This is a genomic window from Streptomyces sparsogenes, from assembly GCF_001704635.1.
In the GTDB taxonomy this organism is placed as follows: Bacteria; Actinomycetota; Actinomycetes; order Streptomycetales; family Streptomycetaceae; genus Streptomyces; species Streptomyces sparsogenes.
In genome coordinates this window covers 1-15,419 of record NZ_MAXF01000016.1, presented here as the reverse complement: position 1 = coordinate 15,419, position 15,419 = coordinate 1, and the positions used below count along the sequence as shown (strand labels likewise).

Genomic DNA, 15,419 nt, shown 5'->3' with positions numbered 1-15,419 from the left:
ATGGTGGAACGAGCTATCCACTTCTCGGGATCCGACTCATCATGTAACCTGCACGAAAATTTCTTGGCGGAGGGCCAGCGTCGTCCCTCGGCACACCCATATGCCGTAGACGACGACGGGAGAGCCGATGCGTTCCGCGTCCCACCCCGCCCGACAGGGGATGTACGACCCGCGCGATGAGCACGACGCCTGTGGCGTCGGCTTCGTGGCGACCCTCACCGGCGAGGCCAGCCATGAGCTCGTGGAGCAGGCTCTGACCGTCCTGCGCAACCTCGAGCACCGCGGGGCCACCGGTTCCGAGCCGGACTCCGGTGACGGCGCGGGCATCCTGGTGCAGGTCCCCGACGCCTTCCTGCGGGAGAGCGTCAGCGGCTTCGAGCTGCCCGAGGCCGGCTCGTACGCCGTGGGCATCGCCTTCCTCCCGGACGGGGAGGCCGAGGGCGCCGCCGGCCACATCGAGCGCCTCGCGGCCGAGGAGGGCCTGACCGTCCTCGGCTGGCGCGAGGTCCCGGTCGCCCCCGATCTGCTGGGCAACGGCGCGCGCGCCACCATGCCCGCGTTCCGCCAGCTCTTCGTCACCGACGGCGCCAGCAGCGGGCTCGCCCTGGACCGCAAGGCGTTCGTGCTGCGCAAGCGCGCCGAGCGGGAGGTCGGGGTCTACTTCCCGTCGCTGTCCTCGCGCACCCTGGTCTACAAGGGGATGCTGACCACCGGCCAGCTGGAGCCGTTCTTCCCCGACCTGTCCGACCGCCGCTTCGCCACCGCGATCGCGCTGGTCCACTCGCGCTTCTCCACCAACACCTTCCCGAGCTGGCCGCTGGCCCACCCGTACCGCTTCGTCGCCCACAACGGCGAGATCAACACGGTCAAGGGCAACCGCAACTGGATGCGCGCCCGGGAGTCGCAGCTGGTCAGCGACCTGTTCGGGGACAAGGGGCTGGAGCGGATCTTCCCGATCTGCACCCCCGACGCCTCCGACTCCGCGACCTTCGACGAGGTCCTGGAGCTGCTCCACCTCGGCGGCCGCTCGCTGCCGCACAGCGTGCTGATGATGGTCCCCGAGGCCTGGGAGAACCACCCCTCCATGGACCCGGCGCGGCGCGCCTTCTACCAGTACCACTCCACGCTGATGGAGCCCTGGGACGGCCCGGCCTGCGTCACCTTCACCGACGGCACCCAGGTCGGCGCGGTCCTGGACCGCAACGGCCTGCGGCCCGGGCGCTACTGGGTCACCGACGACGGCCTGGTCGTACTGGCCTCCGAGGTCGGCGTCCTGGACATCGACCCGGCCAAGGTGGTGCGCAAGGGCCGGCTCCAGCCGGGCCGGATGTTCCTGGTCGACACCGCCGAGCACCGCATCATCGAGGACGACGAGATCAAGGCCGCGCTCGCCGCCGAGCAGCCGTACGGCGACTGGCTGGACGCGGGCCTGATCGACCTGGCCGACCTGCCCGAGCGTGAGCACATCGTGCACACCCACGCCTCGGTCACCCGCCGCCAGCAGACCTTCGGCTACACCGAGGAGGAGCTGCGGGTCATCCTGGCCCCGATGGCCAAGACCGGCGCCGAGCCGATCGGCTCGATGGGCACCGACTCCCCGATCGCCGCCCTCTCCGAGCGTCCGCGGCTGCTGTTCGACTACTTCACCCAGCTGTTCGCGCAGGTCACCAACCCGCCGCTGGACGCCATCCGCGAGGAGCTGGTCACCTCGCTGATCTCCTCGCTGGGCCCGCAGGGCAATCTGCTGGAGCCGACCCCGGCCTCCTGCCGCAGCGTCACCCTGCCCTTCCCGGTGATCGACAACGACGAGCTGGCCAAGCTCATCCACATCAACGCCGACGGCGACATGCCGGGCCTGAAGGCCGCCACCCTCTCGGGCCTGTACCGGGTCGGCGGGGGCGGCGAGGCGCTGGCCGCGCGGCTGACGGAGATCTGCGCGGAGGCCGACGCCGCCATCGAGGACGGCGCCCGGCTGATCGTGCTCTCCGACCGCCACTCGGACGCCGAGCACGCCCCGATCCCCTCCCTGCTGCTCACCTCCGCCGTCCACCACCACCTCATCCGCACCAAGCAGCGCACCCAGGTGGGCCTGCTGGTCGAGGCGGGCGACGTCCGCGAGGTGCACCACGTCGCGCTGCTGATCGGCTACGGCGCCGCGGCCGTCAACCCGTACCTGGCCATGGAGTCCGTCGAGGACCTGGTCCGCGCCGGCACCTTCCTGCCGGGCGTCGAGGCCGAGACCGCGATCCGCAACCTGATCAAGGCGCTCGGCAAGGGCGTGCTCAAGGTGATGTCCAAGATGGGCATCTCCACCGTGGCCTCCTACCGCGGCGCGCAGGTCTTCGAGGCCGTCGGCCTGGACGAGGCCTTCGTGGACAGCTACTTCCACGGCACCGCCACCAAGATCGGCGGCGCGGGCCTGGACGTCGTCGCCAAGGAGGTCGCCGCCCGGCACGCCAAGGCGTACCCCGTCTCCGGTGTCGCCTCCGCCCACCGGGCGCTGGACATCGGCGGCGAGTACCAGTGGCGCCGCGAGGGCGAGCCGCACCTCTTCGACCCCGAGACGGTCTTCCGGCTCCAGCACTCCACCCGCTCCCGGCGCTACGACATCTTCAAGAAGTACACCGAGCGGGTGAACGAGCAGTCCGAGCGGCTGATGACGCTGCGCGGCCTGTTCGCCTTCAAGAGCGACCGGCCCTCGATCCCCCTCGAGGAGGTCGAGCCCGCCAGCGAGATCGTCAAGCGCTTCTCCACCGGCGCCATGTCGTACGGCTCCATCTCCCAGGAGGCGCACGAGACCCTGGCCATCGCCATGAACCGGCTGGGCGCCAAGTCCAACACCGGCGAGGGCGGCGAGGACCCGGAGCGGCTGTACGACCCGGAGCGCCGCTCGGCGATCAAGCAGGTGGCCTCCGGCCGCTTCGGCGTCACCAGCGAGTACCTGGTCAACTCCGACGACATCCAGATCAAGATGGCGCAGGGCGCCAAGCCCGGCGAGGGCGGCCAGCTGCCCGGCCACAAGGTCTACCCGTGGGTGGCCAGGACCCGGCACTCCACCCCGGGCGTCGGCCTGATCTCCCCGCCGCCGCACCACGACATCTACTCCATCGAGGACCTCGCCCAGCTCATCCACGACCTGAAGAACGCCAACCCGAAGGCGCGCATTCACGTCAAGCTGGTCTCCGAGGTCGGGGTCGGCACCGTGGCCGCGGGCGTCTCCAAGGCGCACGCCGACGTGGTGCTGATCTCCGGCCACGACGGCGGCACCGGCGCCTCCCCGCTCACCTCGCTCAAGCACGCGGGCGGCCCCTGGGAGCTGGGCCTGGCCGAGACCCAGCAGACGCTGCTGCTCAACGGCCTGCGCGACCGCATCGTGGTGCAGACCGACGGCCAGCTGAAGACCGGCCGCGACGTGGTGATCGCCGCGCTGCTCGGCGCGGAGGAGTTCGGCTTCGCGACCGCCCCGCTGGTGGTCTCCGGCTGCGTGATGATGCGCGTGTGCCACCTGGACACCTGCCCGGTCGGCATCGCCACCCAGAACCCGGTGCTGCGCGAGCGGTTCAGCGGCAAGCCGGAGTTCGTGGTGAACTTCTTCGAGTTCATCGCCGAGGAGGTCCGCGAGCTGCTGGCCGAGCTGGGCTTCCGCACCCTCGACGAGGCCGTCGGCCACGCCGAGCTGCTGGACACCGCCCGGGCCGTGGCCCACTGGAAGGCGCAGGGCCTGGACCTCGCCCCGCTGCTGCACGTCCCGGACCTGCCCGAGGGCGCGGCGCGCCACCAGGTGGTGGGCCAGGACCACGGCCTGGAGAAGGCGCTGGACAACGAGCTGATCAAGCTCGCGGCCGACGCGCTGAGCGCGGAGAGCGCCGAGGCGGCCCAGCCGGTCCGCGCCCAGGTCGCGATCCGCAACATCAACCGGACCGTGGGCACCATGCTCGGCCACGAGGTGACCCGGAAGTTCGGTGGCGCGGGCCTGCCCGAGGACACCGTCGACATCACCTTCACCGGCTCGGCCGGCCAGTCCTTCGGGGCGTTCCTGCCGCACGGCGTCACCCTGCGGCTGGAGGGCGACGCCAACGACTACGTCGGCAAGGGCCTGTCCGGCGGACGGGTGATCGTCCGCCCGGACCGGGGCGCCGACCACCTGGCAGAGTACTCGACCATCGCGGGCAACACCCTCGCCTACGGCGCCACCGGCGGCGAGATGTTCCTGCGCGGCAGCGTCGGCGAGCGGTTCTGCGTCCGCAACTCGGGCGCGACCGTGGTCTCCGAGGGCGTGGGCGACCACGGCTGCGAGTACATGACCGGCGGCCGGGCCGTGGTGCTCGGCCCGACCGGCCGCAACTTCGCGGCGGGCATGTCCGGGGGCGTCGCCTACGTCGTCGACCTGGACCGGGACAACGTCAACGCCGGCAACCTCGATGCGATCGAGCCGCTCGACGACGCCGACCAGCGGTGGCTGCACGACGTGGTGCGCCGCCACCACGAGGAGACCGGCTCCACCGTCGCGGGCACCCTGCTCGCCGACTGGGACGCCGCCCTCACCCGCTTCAGCAAGATCATCCCCACCACGTACAAGGCAGTGCTCGCCGCCAAGGACGCCGCCGAGCGAGCCGGGCTCTCCGAGTCCGAGACCACCGAGAAGATGATGGAGGCGGCGACCAATGGCTGATCCCAAGGGCTTTCTCACCACGGACCGCGAGGTCGCCAGGACCCGCCCGGTGGCCGAGCGCGTCAAGGACTGGAACGAGGTCTACGTCCCCGGCTCGCTGCTGCCGATCATCAGCAAGCAGGCCGGCCGCTGCATGGACTGCGGCATCCCGTTCTGCCACAACGGCTGTCCGCTCGGAAACCTGATCCCCGAGTGGAACGACTACGCCTACCGCGAGGACTGGCGGGAGGCCAGCGAGCGGCTGCACGCGACCAACAACTTCCCCGAGTTCACCGGGCGGCTGTGCCCCGCCCCGTGCGAGGCCGCGTGCGTGCTGGGCATCAACCAGCCCGCGGTGACCATCAAGAACGTCGAGGTCACCATCATCGACAAGGCCTGGGAGACGGGCGACGTCACCCCGCAGCCGCCCGAGCGGCTGTCCGGCAAGACCGTCGCCGTCATCGGCTCCGGGCCGGCCGGACTGGCCGCTGCCCAGCAGCTGACCCGGGCCGGCCACACGGTCGCGGTGTACGAGCGCGCCGACCGCCTCGGCGGGCTGCTGCGCTACGGCATCCCCGAGTTCAAGATGGAAAAGCGCCACATCAACCGGCGCATCGAGCAGATGCGCGCGGAGGGCACCAAGTTCCGCACCGGGGTGGAGATCGGCCGCGACATCGACGCCGCCAAGCTGCGCAAGCGCTACGACGCCGTGGTCATCGCGGCCGGCGCCACCACCGCCCGCGACCTGCCGGTGCCCGGGCGCGAGCTCAAGGGCGTCCACCAGGCCATGGAGTACCTGCCGCTGGCCAACAAGGTGCAGGAGGGCGACTACGTCACCTCCCCGATCAGCGCCGAGGGCAAGCACGTGGTGGTGATCGGCGGCGGCGACACCGGCGCCGACTGCGTCGGCACCGCCCACCGCCAGGGCGCCGCCTCGGTCACCCAGCTGGAGATCATGCCGCGGCCGGGCGAGGAGCGCTCCCCGGCCCACCCCTGGCCGACCTTCCCGATGCTCTACAAGGTCACCTCGGCCCACGAGGAGGGCGGCGAGCGGGTCTACTCCGTCTCCACCACCCACTTCGAGGGCTCCGCCCCTGAAGAGGGAGAGACTGTCGGCCATGTGCAGTGGCTCCACCTGATCGAGGTGGAGTTCAAGGACGGCAAGCTCGAGCAGAAGCCGGGCACCGAGCGGAAGATCCCGGCCCAGCTGGTCACCCTGGCCATGGGCTTCACCGGCACCGACCAGGAGAACGGCCTGGTCAGGCAGTTCGGCCTGGAGCTGGACGCGCGCGGCAACATCGCCCGCGACGCGGACTTCGCCACCAACGTGGACGGCGTCTTCGTGGCCGGTGACGCGGGCCGCGGCCAGTCGCTGATCGTGTGGGCCATCGCCGAGGGCCGCTCGGCCGCCCGCGGCGTGGACCGCTACCTGGCCGGGACCAGCGCCCTGCCCGCCCCGATCCGCCCGACGGACCGCGCCCTGACCGCCTGACCCGCCCCCACCACCAGGCGCTCCCCGAGACTCCGCCCGTACAACGGCGTACGGAACGGTGCACGGCGCCCGCCCCCTCCCGACCGGGGGCGGGCGCCGTGTGTTGTCCGCGCCCCCACCCGCCCGCCTTGACATCGCCCGGAGATCATCACACCATCATTCCACTAACTGATTAGTGAAAGGGTGGTGGCGGCTGGTGGAATACCGCATCGACCGCCGCAGCGGCATCGCCACCTACCTCCAGATCGTCCAGCAGACCAAGCAGGCGCTGCGCCTGGGACTCCTCCAGCCGGGGGACCGGCTGCCCACGGCCAAGGAGGTCGTCGCGGCCACCGCCATCAACCCGAACACCGTCCTGAAGGCCTACCGGGAACTGGAGCGCGAGGGCCTGGTCGAGCCGCGGCCCGGCCTCGGCACCTTCGTACGGCGCTCCCTGGCCCGCCCCGGCGCGGCCGCCGACTCGCCGCTGCGCGCCGAACTGGCCGCCTGGACGGACCGGGCGCGCGCCGCCGGTCTCGACCGCGAGGACATCGCCGCGCTCATCGCCTCCGTCCTCGACGAGCGCTTCCGTGACGGCGACACCACCACCGCCCGCACCACCACCGCCCGCACCGCCACCGGCGAGAGCACGGTCCGACACGGGGAGAACGGGTGACCCACCGACACGACCCCTCCACCGCCCTGGAGGCCACCGGGCTGGGCAAGAGATACCGGCGCGGCTGGGCCCTGCAGGACGTCTCCTTCCGGCTGCCCGCCGGGCGGATCTGCGCCCTGGTCGGCCCCAACGGCTCGGGCAAGAGCACCCTGCTGTCCCTGGCCGCGGTCCTGCTCGCGCCGACCACCGGGACCGTACGAGTCTTCGGCGCCGACCCGAGGGCGGCCGAGGCCCGGCGGCGCGTCGCCTTCGTCGCCCAGGACAAGCCCCTCTACCCGCGCTTCACCGTCGCCGAGACCCTCCGCCTGGGCCGCGAGCTCAACCCCGGCTGGGACCAGGCCGCCGCCGAGCGCTTCGTCGCCGAGGCCGAGGTGGAGCTGACCGCGCGCGTCGGCTCCCTCTCCGGCGGGCAGCGCACCTGCGTGGCCCTGGCCCTCGCCCTCGGCAAACGCGCCGACCTGCTGCTGCTCGACGAACCCATGTCCGACCAGGACCCGCTGCGCCGGCACCGGACGATGGGCGCCCTGATGGCCGAGGCCGCCGAACACGGCACCAGCGTGGTCATCTCCACCCATGTGCTCGCCGAACTCGACGGCGTCTGCGACTACCTGCTGCTGGTCGGCGGCGGCCGGATCCGCCTCGCGGGCGAGACCGACGCCCTCCAGTCCGCCCACCGCCTCGTCACCGGCCCACGCGGCACCGGGGGCACGACGCCCGCCGAGATCGCCCGCCACACCGTGGTCGAGACCCGCGCGACGGGCCGTCAGCTCACCGCGCTGATACGCCCCCGGGGCGCCCCGGCCGAGGACGGCTGGATCGTCCGGGAACCCACCCTGGAGGAGGTCCTCCTCGGCTACCTGCGCGCCCCCGACGCCCCGCCGCTGCTCACGGCCGGCGCGCGCCCGCCCGCCCCGGAGGCCGGGGCGTGAACACGGTCCCGGCACGGCCCGCCGCGCCCCGCGAACACCCGTCCGTACGAGGGCTGCTGTGGCCGGTGGGGCGTCAGCCCCGGGCCGCCCTCTGCGCGGGCCTCGTCCTGATCGCGGCCGTCGCCGCGTACATCCTGTGGATGCGCGCCGACATGGTCGGCTATCTGCGGGCGCACGGCATCGAGGACTGCGCGCAGTGGCGCGCCTGCTGCGGGCCGCACTCCGAGGCGTACGCCCACGTCCACCGCGCCTACCGCGACCCGCTGCTGAACACCGGGCGGCTGATCCTCGCCCTGCCCGCGCTGGCCGGCGTCTTCCCGCTGGAGCGCTGCCTGTCCGCCGACGGCGGCAGCGGCACGGAGAACTGCCTCGCCCGGCTCGGCGCCACCCGGCGGGCGTACGAGGAACCGCACCCGGCGGGCCACTCCTGGCCCCTCCAGTGGATCCAGGCCGGGATCTGCCTGTCCGCGGCCGCCGCGCTCGCCGCGTTCTGCGTGTGGTGGGTCCGGCGCCGACCCACTGTGAAGGAGACGGCGTGACGACCGGAACCATCTCCCGCCCCGGCCCCCGCGCCACCGGCGCCGGCCCGGGCCCGCGCGGCCCGCTCTGGCTGGCCTGGCGCCGCCGGCGCGCCGCCCTGCTGGCGGGCGGCGTGCTCGTGCTCGCCCTCGCCGGATACCTCGCCTACCAGCGCACCGGCATGGCCGCCTTCGTCGCCGACCACCACCTGACCGGCTGCCGGCTGTGGCAGGACTGCGGGGGCAGGCGGGTGGGGTCCGAGAGCGACCGCCCCACCGCGCTGGCCCGGGCGTACAGCCACCTGGGGACGTATCGCACGCCGCTGCTCACCACCGGGCGGCTGATGCTCGCCCTCCCCGCCGTCATCGGGGCCTTCGTCGGCGCGCCCCTGGTCGCGCGCGAACTGGAGAGCGGCACCGCCACCCTCGTCTGGTCCCAGTCCGTCGGCAGGAGGCGCTGGCTCCTCGCCACCCTCGCCGTCCCCGCCGCCGCCACCGTGGCCGCCACCACGCTGCTGTCCGCGCTGTTCACCTGGTGGTGGTGGCCCCACCGCGCCCTGTTCGACGGCGTCGCATGGGGCACCGCCGTGCCCTTCGACGCGGCCGGCCCGGCCCCCGTGGCGCTGTCCCTGCTGTCCCTCCTCCTCGGCACGGCCTGCGGGCTGCTGCTCCGGCGGACCCTGCCCGCCATGGCCTGCGCCCTCACCCTCACCGCCGGCGCCCTGTACGGCCTCCAGTGGCTGCGCCCCCGGCTGCTCTCCCCGCACACCGCCACCGCGAACGCCGGCACCTACCCGGAGACGCCCGCCGACGCGTGGCGGCTCGGCTCGGGCTACCTCACCCGGTCCGGCGGCCGGATCGCCGAGACCGGCTGCGACTCGATCGCCGACCCGGCCTCTCGTATGCGCTGCTTCGACCGCCACCACCTGCTCGCGCAGTACGCGGACTACCACCCCCTCGGCCACTTCTGGCCCCTCCAGTGGATACAGGCGGGCATCTGCCTGGCCGCGGCCGCCGCGCTCGCCGCCTTCTGCCTGTGGTGGATCGGGCGCCGACGGGGCTGACCCGCGACCGCCCGCCGGCCCCCTCCGCCGTCCGCTCCGATCGGAGTCCCCTTCCCATGGCCCGCTCGCCCGCCCTCGACACCGCCCCGGGCCTCCCGCGCACCCGCCCCGGGACCGGGCCCCGGCCGCCCCGCCGCCCGGGGCGCGCCGCCGTCGCGCTGGCCCCGGCCGGGCTGACGCTGGCGCTCGGCCTGTGGGGGATCCGCCGCGGAAACAGCATGTGGCGGGACGAGTCGACGACCTATCAGGTCGCCCACCGCTCCGTCGCCCAGATCGTGCGTCTGCTCGGCGACGCCGATGTCGCCCACGGCGTGTACTACCTGCTGATGCACGCCGTCTTCGCCCTGTGGGACGGCGGGCTGCTCGCGCTGCGGCTCCCCTCGGTGCTCGCCATGGCCGCGGCGGCCGCCGGGGTGGCGCTGCTCGGCCACCGGCTCGCGGGCCCACGGACCGGCCTGGCGGCCGGGACGGTCTTCTCGCTCGCGCCGGCGGCGCAGCGCTACGCGCAGGAGGGGCGCTCGTACGCCCTGGTCTGCGCCGCGGTCGTGGGGAGCACCCACCTGCTGCTCTCGGCCGTCGCCCGGCCCCGCAAGCGGACCTGGACCGGATACGCCGCCGCCGCGTCGGCGACCTGCCTGCTGCACGAGTTCGCGGTCCTGGCCGTGCTCGCGCACGGCGCCACGCTGCTCTGCGCCCGCGTCCCCGCGCCCGTCCGCTGGGCCTGGGCCAAGGCGGCGTCGGCCGTGGCCGTCGTCCTGGCCCCGCTGGCGACAGTCAGCCAGCAGCAGGCGGCGCTGGTGGGCTGGATAGACTCCCCGGGCCCGCCCGAGCTGCTGGGCTTCGCGGCCCTGGCGCTGGTCGGGCTCGGCTGCGCCAAGGCCGCGCCGGCCGCGCCCGGCCCGCTCCCGCTGCCCGCCCTCGCGCTGCCCCTGCTGACCCTGCCGGGGGCCACGCTGCTGGCGGTGTCCTTCCGCCACCCGATCTACGTCGACCGGTACGTCCTCTACTCCTCCGCCGGGCTCGCCCTGCTCGCGGGCGCGGCGCTGGAGGCCGTACTGCGCGCCGTGCCGCGCCCGAGGGCCGCGGCCGCGGCGCTGGCCGCCGTCGCGGTGGCCGCCCTGCTGCCGTGCTCGATCCAGCTGCGCACGCCGCAGAGCCGCCTGGACGACCCGATGGCCGCGGCGCGCGCCGTACGGGAGCTGACCCGGCCCGGCGACGGGGTGCTGTTCATGCCCGCCAGGCGGCGGGAGCCGATCCTGTCCAGCCCCGGGGAGTTCCGGGGCCTGCGGGAACTCGCCCTGGCCCGGCACGCGGTGGCCTCGGGCACCCTGCACGGCATCGAGCTGCCCGCGCCCCGCATCCGCGCCCGCATGCTGACCGCCGAACGGATCGCCGCGGTGACCGACCCACCCGACCAGCCGCTGGACGACACCCCGCAGGAGCGGGTGAAACGCGAGGTGCTCGACCGGTACTTCCGCCGGTGCGCCCAGCGGGAGGTCCAGGGGATGGTGGTCGTCCTGTACGCCCGCCCGGGCGCGTGCTGACCCGGGCGGGTGCTGACCCGGGCGGGTGCCGGCCCGGGCGCGGCAGGTCACGGGGCCCGCCGCGCCCGGCTCCTCACCCCTCGCTCACCCCTCGTCCTCCGCCAGCCGGGCGGGGAAGCCGCCGGTGGCGATCGGGCCCCAGCGCTCGGGGGTGATCCGGATCAGCGACTTGCCCTGCTTGACCATGGCGGCGCGGTACTCGTCCCAGTCCGGGTGCTCGCCCGCGATGTTGCGGTAGTACTCGACCAGCGGCTCCACGGACTCGGGGGTGTCGATCACCTCGGCGGTGCCGTCGATCTGGACCCACGGCCCGTTCCACTCGTCGGACAGCACGATCACGCTGACGGCCGGATCGCGCCGCGCGTTGCGGACCTTGGCGCGCTCGGGGTAGGTCGAGACCACGAGCCGCCCCGCGTCGTCGACGCCGCATGTCAGGGGCGAGGCCTGGGGCGAGCCGTCGGCGCGGCGGGTCATCAGGACGGCGCGGTGGCGCGGCCGTACGAACTCCAGCAGCTCGTCGCGGCCGACCCGGGTGTTGGTGGCGATGGAGGGGCTCATGCGACCGAGCGTACGACGTCAGGCGCGCCGCGCGGTCAGGTGTCGCACTCCAGGACCGTGCGGCACAGCCCGCAGCGGGCCCGCATCCTGCCGCGCACCGGGACCCGGATGCGCTGCCGGCAGGTCGGGCAGGGGAAGGAGACGCGCGGCGGGGAGCCGGTCTCGAAGGCGTACCCGGCCGCGCCGACCGCCGGCGGCGCCTCGGGGTCGCCCAGCGCCCAGCGGCGGTCCCGCGCGTAGCGGCGGCGGCCCGCCCAGCCCGACGCGGCCAGCGGCGGCTGCCGCTCGTCGCGCCGGGCCACGGCCAGACCCTCGGCGTACGCCTCGTACGCCTGCGGGCTGGTGAACCAGACGGCGGGGTCCTCGCCGAACGCCAGGGCCCGCTTGGCCAGCACGTACCCGAACTCCTCCGGGGTCAGATAGCCGAGCTTCTGGCTGGAGACCGAGTCCTCGCGGTAGGCGTCGAGCAGCAGCCAGCCCGCGCCGAGGTACGCGGCGGTGGTGTCGGTGAGGATCTCGTTGTCGCGGGTGCCGGGGAACGCCAGGTCGAGCCGGTGCAGATAGACGTGGGTGACCTCGTGGGCGAGGGCCGCGCCGATGTCCCGGCGGTGGGTCTTGAAGCGGGAGTTGAGCTCGATGAAGTACTCCGGCCCGGCGGTCAGTTCGACGTTCGCGGCGTGTCGCATCTCGCGGAAGCTCACGATCACCCGGGCGTCCGGCAGCCGCAGGTGCCGCACCATGACCCGGGCGACGCGCTGGACGCCGAGATACAGGTCGTCCTGGTCGGAGAAGGCCACATCGCCGGGGGCCACGCTCAGCCCGTAGGTGCGCACCCCGTCGTACGACAGCCGCCGGTAGAGCGCGGTCAGCGCGGCCCGGACGGTCTCCAGGTGCGGAAAGCCGTGCTCGACGTCGCTGCCCGGTGCCCTCACACCGCCACCCCGTCCCCACTGTCCGCCGTGCCCCATATTGTCACTTTACGGGCGTCCGGCCTGGCCGTGGCGCAGGTCGGGGCGCTCGGTGTGGCTGGAAAGCGCCCCTTGTCATGTCGTTCGAGCCGTCCGGATAATCGCAACGCACTTGGCATGAGCCTGGCAAGTGCCCCAACCCCCCACGAAAGGAATCCCGTTGCGGAACCTCCGGAAGCCCGTCAAGAGATCGGCCGCCGTCGGAGCGGTCGCTCTCGCCGCGTTCAGCCTGATGCCCGGCACCTCCCTGGCCCAGGCCAAGGGCGCCGAGCCCGTCCCCTCCGTGGCTCAGGCCAAGAGCGCCGAGCCCGTCCCCTCCGTCGTGGGCGGCACCCGCGCCGCCCAGGGCGAATTCCCCTTCATGGTGCGGCTGTCCATGGGCTGTGGCGGCGCCCTCTACACCCAGGACATCGTGCTCACCGCCGCCCACTGCGTGTCCGGCAGCGGCGCGAACACCTCCATCACCGCCACCGCCGGCGTCGTGGACCTCCAGAGCTCCAGCGCCATCAAGGTCAAGTCCACCCGCGTCCTCCAGGCCCCGGGCTACAACGGCACCGGCAAGGACTGGGCACTGATCAAGCTCGCCAAGCCCATCAACCAGCCCACCCTCAAGATCGCCGAGACCACCGCCTACAACAAGGGCGACTTCACCGTCGCCGGCTGGGGCGCCGCCAGGGAAGGCGGCGCCCAGCAGCGCTACCTGCTCAAGGCCACCGTGCCCTTCGTCGACGACGCCACCTGCAAGACGGCGTACAGCGACCTCGTCGCGGGCGAGGAGATCTGCGCCGGGCTCATGGACACCGGCGGCATCGACACCTGCCAGGGCGACTCCGGCGGCCCGATGTTCCGCAAGGACGAGGCCGGACAGTGGATCCAGGTCGGCATCGTCAGCTGGGGCGACGGCTGCGCCCGGCCCGGCAAGCCCGGCGTCTACACCGAGGTGAGCACCTTCGCCAAGGACATCAAGGCGGGCGCCACCCAGCTCGGCGGCTGACCCACCACTCGCGCCCCTGGCCGACGGGCCAGGGGCGCGAACGCGTCAGCTCTGCCCGTACCGTCAGCTCTGCCCGTACGCGTCAGCTCTGCCCGTAACAGAGGCAGAAGGGATGCCCCGCCGGATCGCTGAACACCCGGAACCCGGACCGCTCCCCGCCGCTGTCGTACAGGAACGTCGCCCCCAGCGCGATCACCTCCGCCTGAGCGCGCTCCACGTCGTCCACCCGCCCGCCCAGGATCCCCGCGTAGAAGCGGGCCAGCGCGACGGGGTCGGGACAGTCGATGACGGTGCACTGAAGCTTCGCGATCACGAGCGTGAGCATAGGCGCCCCCAGAAACCCCGGCCCGGATGGAACCCACGGCTCCGTACCGCACTCCTCCACGGTGGAGTCGCTCAACCGGGGAGAGCACTCCGAGCGGTCGACCGCCTCCAGCCCCTCACCCAACCCCCCACAGGGACCGGAGGCGGTCCCCGCGACCCCCGCCCCGGCCACCCACTGGTCACCGGACCGCTCCGGGCCGCATAGGGTCACTGGTCATGAAGCACACCGAGACCGAGAGGACCGACGGGACCGCCGCCATGAGCACCAACGACGACATCGACGAGTCCGTCCGCGCCGAGCTGACCCGGCTGCGCGACTCCATCGACAACATCGACGCGGCCGTGGTCCACATGCTGGCCGAGCGCTTCAAGTGCACCCAGCAGGTCGGCTACCTCAAGGCCGCCCACAAACTCCCCCCGGCCGACCCCGCCCGGGAAGCCCGCCAGATCGAGCGCCTCCGCGACCTCGCGGAAAGCGCCAAGCTCGACCCGGCCTTCGCGGAGAAGCTCCTGAACTTCATCATCGCCGAGGTCATCCGCCACCACGAGACGATCGCGCGCTCGTAGGCGCGGCAGCGGGGAACGGGGGGCGGCGGGCGGCCCGGGCCCGGCGCGGCCGCGTGACCCCGGTGTGCCCGCGACCGCGCGCGCCGCCCACGCCTGGGCCGGGACACACCGCCACACGCCGGGCGCACCACCCCCCGGACCCGCGCGGAACCCCACCGCCCCGAGGAACCTCTTCCCACGCGTGTGACGCCCGCGGGCAGTAGGGCAGCATGTCCCCATGTCCGTACTGACGCGCGACGAAGCGCAGACCCGAGCCCGCCTCATCGAGGTGCACCGCTACACCATCGACCTCGACCTGACCCGGGGCGACGAGACCTTCGGCTCCATCACCACCATCCGCTTCAGCGCGCGCGAACCGGACGCGGACACCTTCGTCGAGCTCAACCCGGCCGCCCTGCACCGCGTCGTCCTCGACGGTCGGGAGCTGCCCCTCGACAACGCCGGGGACCTGATCGCCGACGAGCGGCTTCCGCTCACCGGCCTCGCCGAGGGCGAGCACGAGCTGCGCGTCGAGGCGGACATGCGCTACTCCCGCACCGGCGAGGGCATGCACCGCTTCACCGACCCCGCCGACGGCGAGACATACCTCTACACCATGTGCTGCATGTCCGACGCCAACGGCGTCTTCGCGGCCTTCGACCAGCCCGACCTCAAGGCCGTCTTCGAGGTGCACGTCACCGCCCCGCCCGAGTGGACCGTCCTCGGCAACGGCATCGCCACCCGCGTCGGCGAACCCGACGAGGGCCGCTGGAGCATCGCGCCCACCCCGCCCATCAGCACCTACCTGGTCGCGCTGGCCGCCGGCCCGTACCACTCGGTGCGCACCGAGCACGCCGGACTCCCCTTCGGCCTGCACGTACGCCGCTCCCTCGCGCCCTACCTCGACGCCGACGCCGAGGAGCTCTTCGACATCACCCGCCGCTGCTTCGACCGCTACCACGAGATCTTCGAGGAGCCGTACCCCTTCGACTCCTACGACCAGGCCTTCGTCCCCGAGTTCAACTCCGGCGCCATGGAGAACCCCGGCCTCGTCACCTTCCGCGACGAATTCGTCTACCGCTCCGCCGTCACCGACGCCGAACGGCAGACCCGCGCCATGGTCATCGCCCACGAGATGGCCCACATGTGGTTCGGCGACCTGGTCAAAGTGGTGGG

At 73.3% G+C, this 15,419-nt stretch carries 13 protein-coding genes; 10 read left to right on the top strand and 3 right to left on the bottom strand.

Annotation, left to right across the window (positions count from 1 at the left end):
* Window positions 1–127 precede the first annotated feature (127 nt).
* From gltB to BBH68_RS02155, 7 genes are all read left to right on the top strand, one after another.
* Window positions 128–4,672, top strand: coding sequence for a glutamate synthase large subunit (gene gltB, locus BBH68_RS02185; protein WP_065958507.1), 4,545 nt, complete (start codon window positions 128–130; stop codon window positions 4,670–4,672).
* The gene (locus BBH68_RS02180; RefSeq protein ID WP_065958506.1) at window positions 4,665–6,143 is read left to right on the top strand and encodes a glutamate synthase subunit beta; all 1,479 of its coding nucleotides are present in this window, start codon (window positions 4,665–4,667) and stop codon (window positions 6,141–6,143) included. Before gltB ends, BBH68_RS02180 begins: the two co-directional genes overlap by 8 nt.
* 193 nt (window positions 6,144–6,336) lie before the next feature.
* Window positions 6,337–6,798, top strand: coding sequence for a GntR family transcriptional regulator (locus BBH68_RS02175; protein ID WP_065958619.1), 462 nt, complete (start codon window positions 6,337–6,339; stop codon window positions 6,796–6,798).
* The gene (locus BBH68_RS02170; RefSeq protein ID WP_065958505.1) at window positions 6,795–7,727 is read left to right on the top strand and encodes an ATP-binding cassette domain-containing protein; all 933 of its coding nucleotides are present in this window, start codon (window positions 6,795–6,797) and stop codon (window positions 7,725–7,727) included. Before BBH68_RS02175 ends, BBH68_RS02170 begins: the two co-directional genes overlap by 4 nt.
* Window positions 7,724–8,266: a hypothetical protein gene (locus BBH68_RS02165; RefSeq protein ID WP_065958504.1), complete on the top strand. Its 543-nt coding sequence runs from the start codon at window positions 7,724–7,726 to the stop codon at window positions 8,264–8,266. The genes BBH68_RS02170 and BBH68_RS02165 overlap by 4 nt, the downstream gene beginning before the upstream one ends.
* The gene (locus tag BBH68_RS02160; RefSeq protein WP_079150746.1) at window positions 8,263–9,309 is read left to right on the top strand and encodes a transporter; all 1,047 of its coding nucleotides are present in this window, start codon (window positions 8,263–8,265) and stop codon (window positions 9,307–9,309) included. Before BBH68_RS02165 ends, BBH68_RS02160 begins: the two co-directional genes overlap by 4 nt.
* Before the next feature lie 56 nt (window positions 9,310–9,365).
* Window positions 9,366–10,853, top strand: coding sequence for a glycosyltransferase family 39 protein (locus BBH68_RS02155; RefSeq protein ID WP_065958503.1), 1,488 nt, complete (start codon window positions 9,366–9,368; stop codon window positions 10,851–10,853).
* A gap of 84 nt (window positions 10,854–10,937) precedes the next feature.
* Here the strand turns inward: BBH68_RS02155 and BBH68_RS02150 are convergent, their stop codons facing one another.
* Window positions 10,938–11,411, bottom strand: a complete 474-nt coding sequence (locus BBH68_RS02150; protein WP_065958502.1) for a PPOX class F420-dependent oxidoreductase — start codon at window positions 11,409–11,411, stop codon at window positions 10,938–10,940.
* A gap of 35 nt (window positions 11,412–11,446) precedes the next feature.
* Window positions 11,447–12,379 carry a hypothetical protein gene (locus tag BBH68_RS02145; RefSeq protein WP_104531201.1) on the bottom strand — a complete coding sequence of 311 codons (933 nt, stop codon included), beginning with the start codon at window positions 12,377–12,379 and terminating at the stop codon, window positions 11,447–11,449.
* Between the two features lie 160 nt (window positions 12,380–12,539).
* On the opposite strand from BBH68_RS02145, the gene BBH68_RS02140 reads away from it, so the two are divergent.
* Complete coding sequence (locus BBH68_RS02140) at window positions 12,540–13,373, top strand: S1 family peptidase (protein ID WP_065958500.1); 834 nt, start codon at window positions 12,540–12,542, stop codon at window positions 13,371–13,373.
* 82 nt (window positions 13,374–13,455) lie between these two features.
* Here the strand turns inward: BBH68_RS02140 and BBH68_RS02135 are convergent, their stop codons facing one another.
* A complete protein-coding gene (locus BBH68_RS02135; protein WP_065958617.1) occupies window positions 13,456–13,686 on the bottom strand; it encodes a VOC family protein in 231 nt (76 codons plus the stop codon).
* A 269-nt stretch (window positions 13,687–13,955) separates the two neighbouring features.
* Here BBH68_RS02135 and BBH68_RS02130 point away from each other — a divergent pair, with 269 nt between their 5' ends.
* Together BBH68_RS02130 and BBH68_RS02125 are read left to right on the top strand one after the other, a co-directional pair.
* Window positions 13,956–14,264, top strand: a complete 309-nt coding sequence (locus tag BBH68_RS02130; protein ID WP_065958616.1) for a chorismate mutase — start codon at window positions 13,956–13,958, stop codon at window positions 14,262–14,264.
* A 217-nt stretch (window positions 14,265–14,481) separates the two neighbouring features.
* A partial coding sequence (locus tag BBH68_RS02125; RefSeq protein WP_245737855.1) for a M1 family metallopeptidase occupies window positions 14,482–15,419 on the top strand: 938 nt, incomplete at its 3' end.

Coding starts and splice junctions, on each gene's coding strand:
- gltB (WP_065958507.1), top strand. CDS start 128: ATGCGTTCCGCGTCCCACCCCGCCCGACAGGGGATGTACGACCCGCGC.
- BBH68_RS02180 (WP_065958506.1), top strand. CDS start 4,665: ATGGCTGATCCCAAGGGCTTTCTCACCACGGACCGCGAGGTCGCCAGG.
- BBH68_RS02155 (WP_065958503.1), top strand. CDS start 9,366: ATGGCCCGCTCGCCCGCCCTCGACACCGCCCCGGGCCTCCCGCGCACC.
- BBH68_RS02150 (WP_065958502.1), bottom strand. CDS start 11,411: ATGAGCCCCTCCATCGCCACCAACACCCGGGTCGGCCGCGACGAGCTG.
- BBH68_RS02145 (WP_104531201.1), bottom strand. CDS start 12,379: ATGGGGCACGGCGGACAGTGGGGACGGGGTGGCGGTGTGAGGGCACCG.
- BBH68_RS02130 (WP_065958616.1), top strand. CDS start 13,956: ATGAGCACCAACGACGACATCGACGAGTCCGTCCGCGCCGAGCTGACC.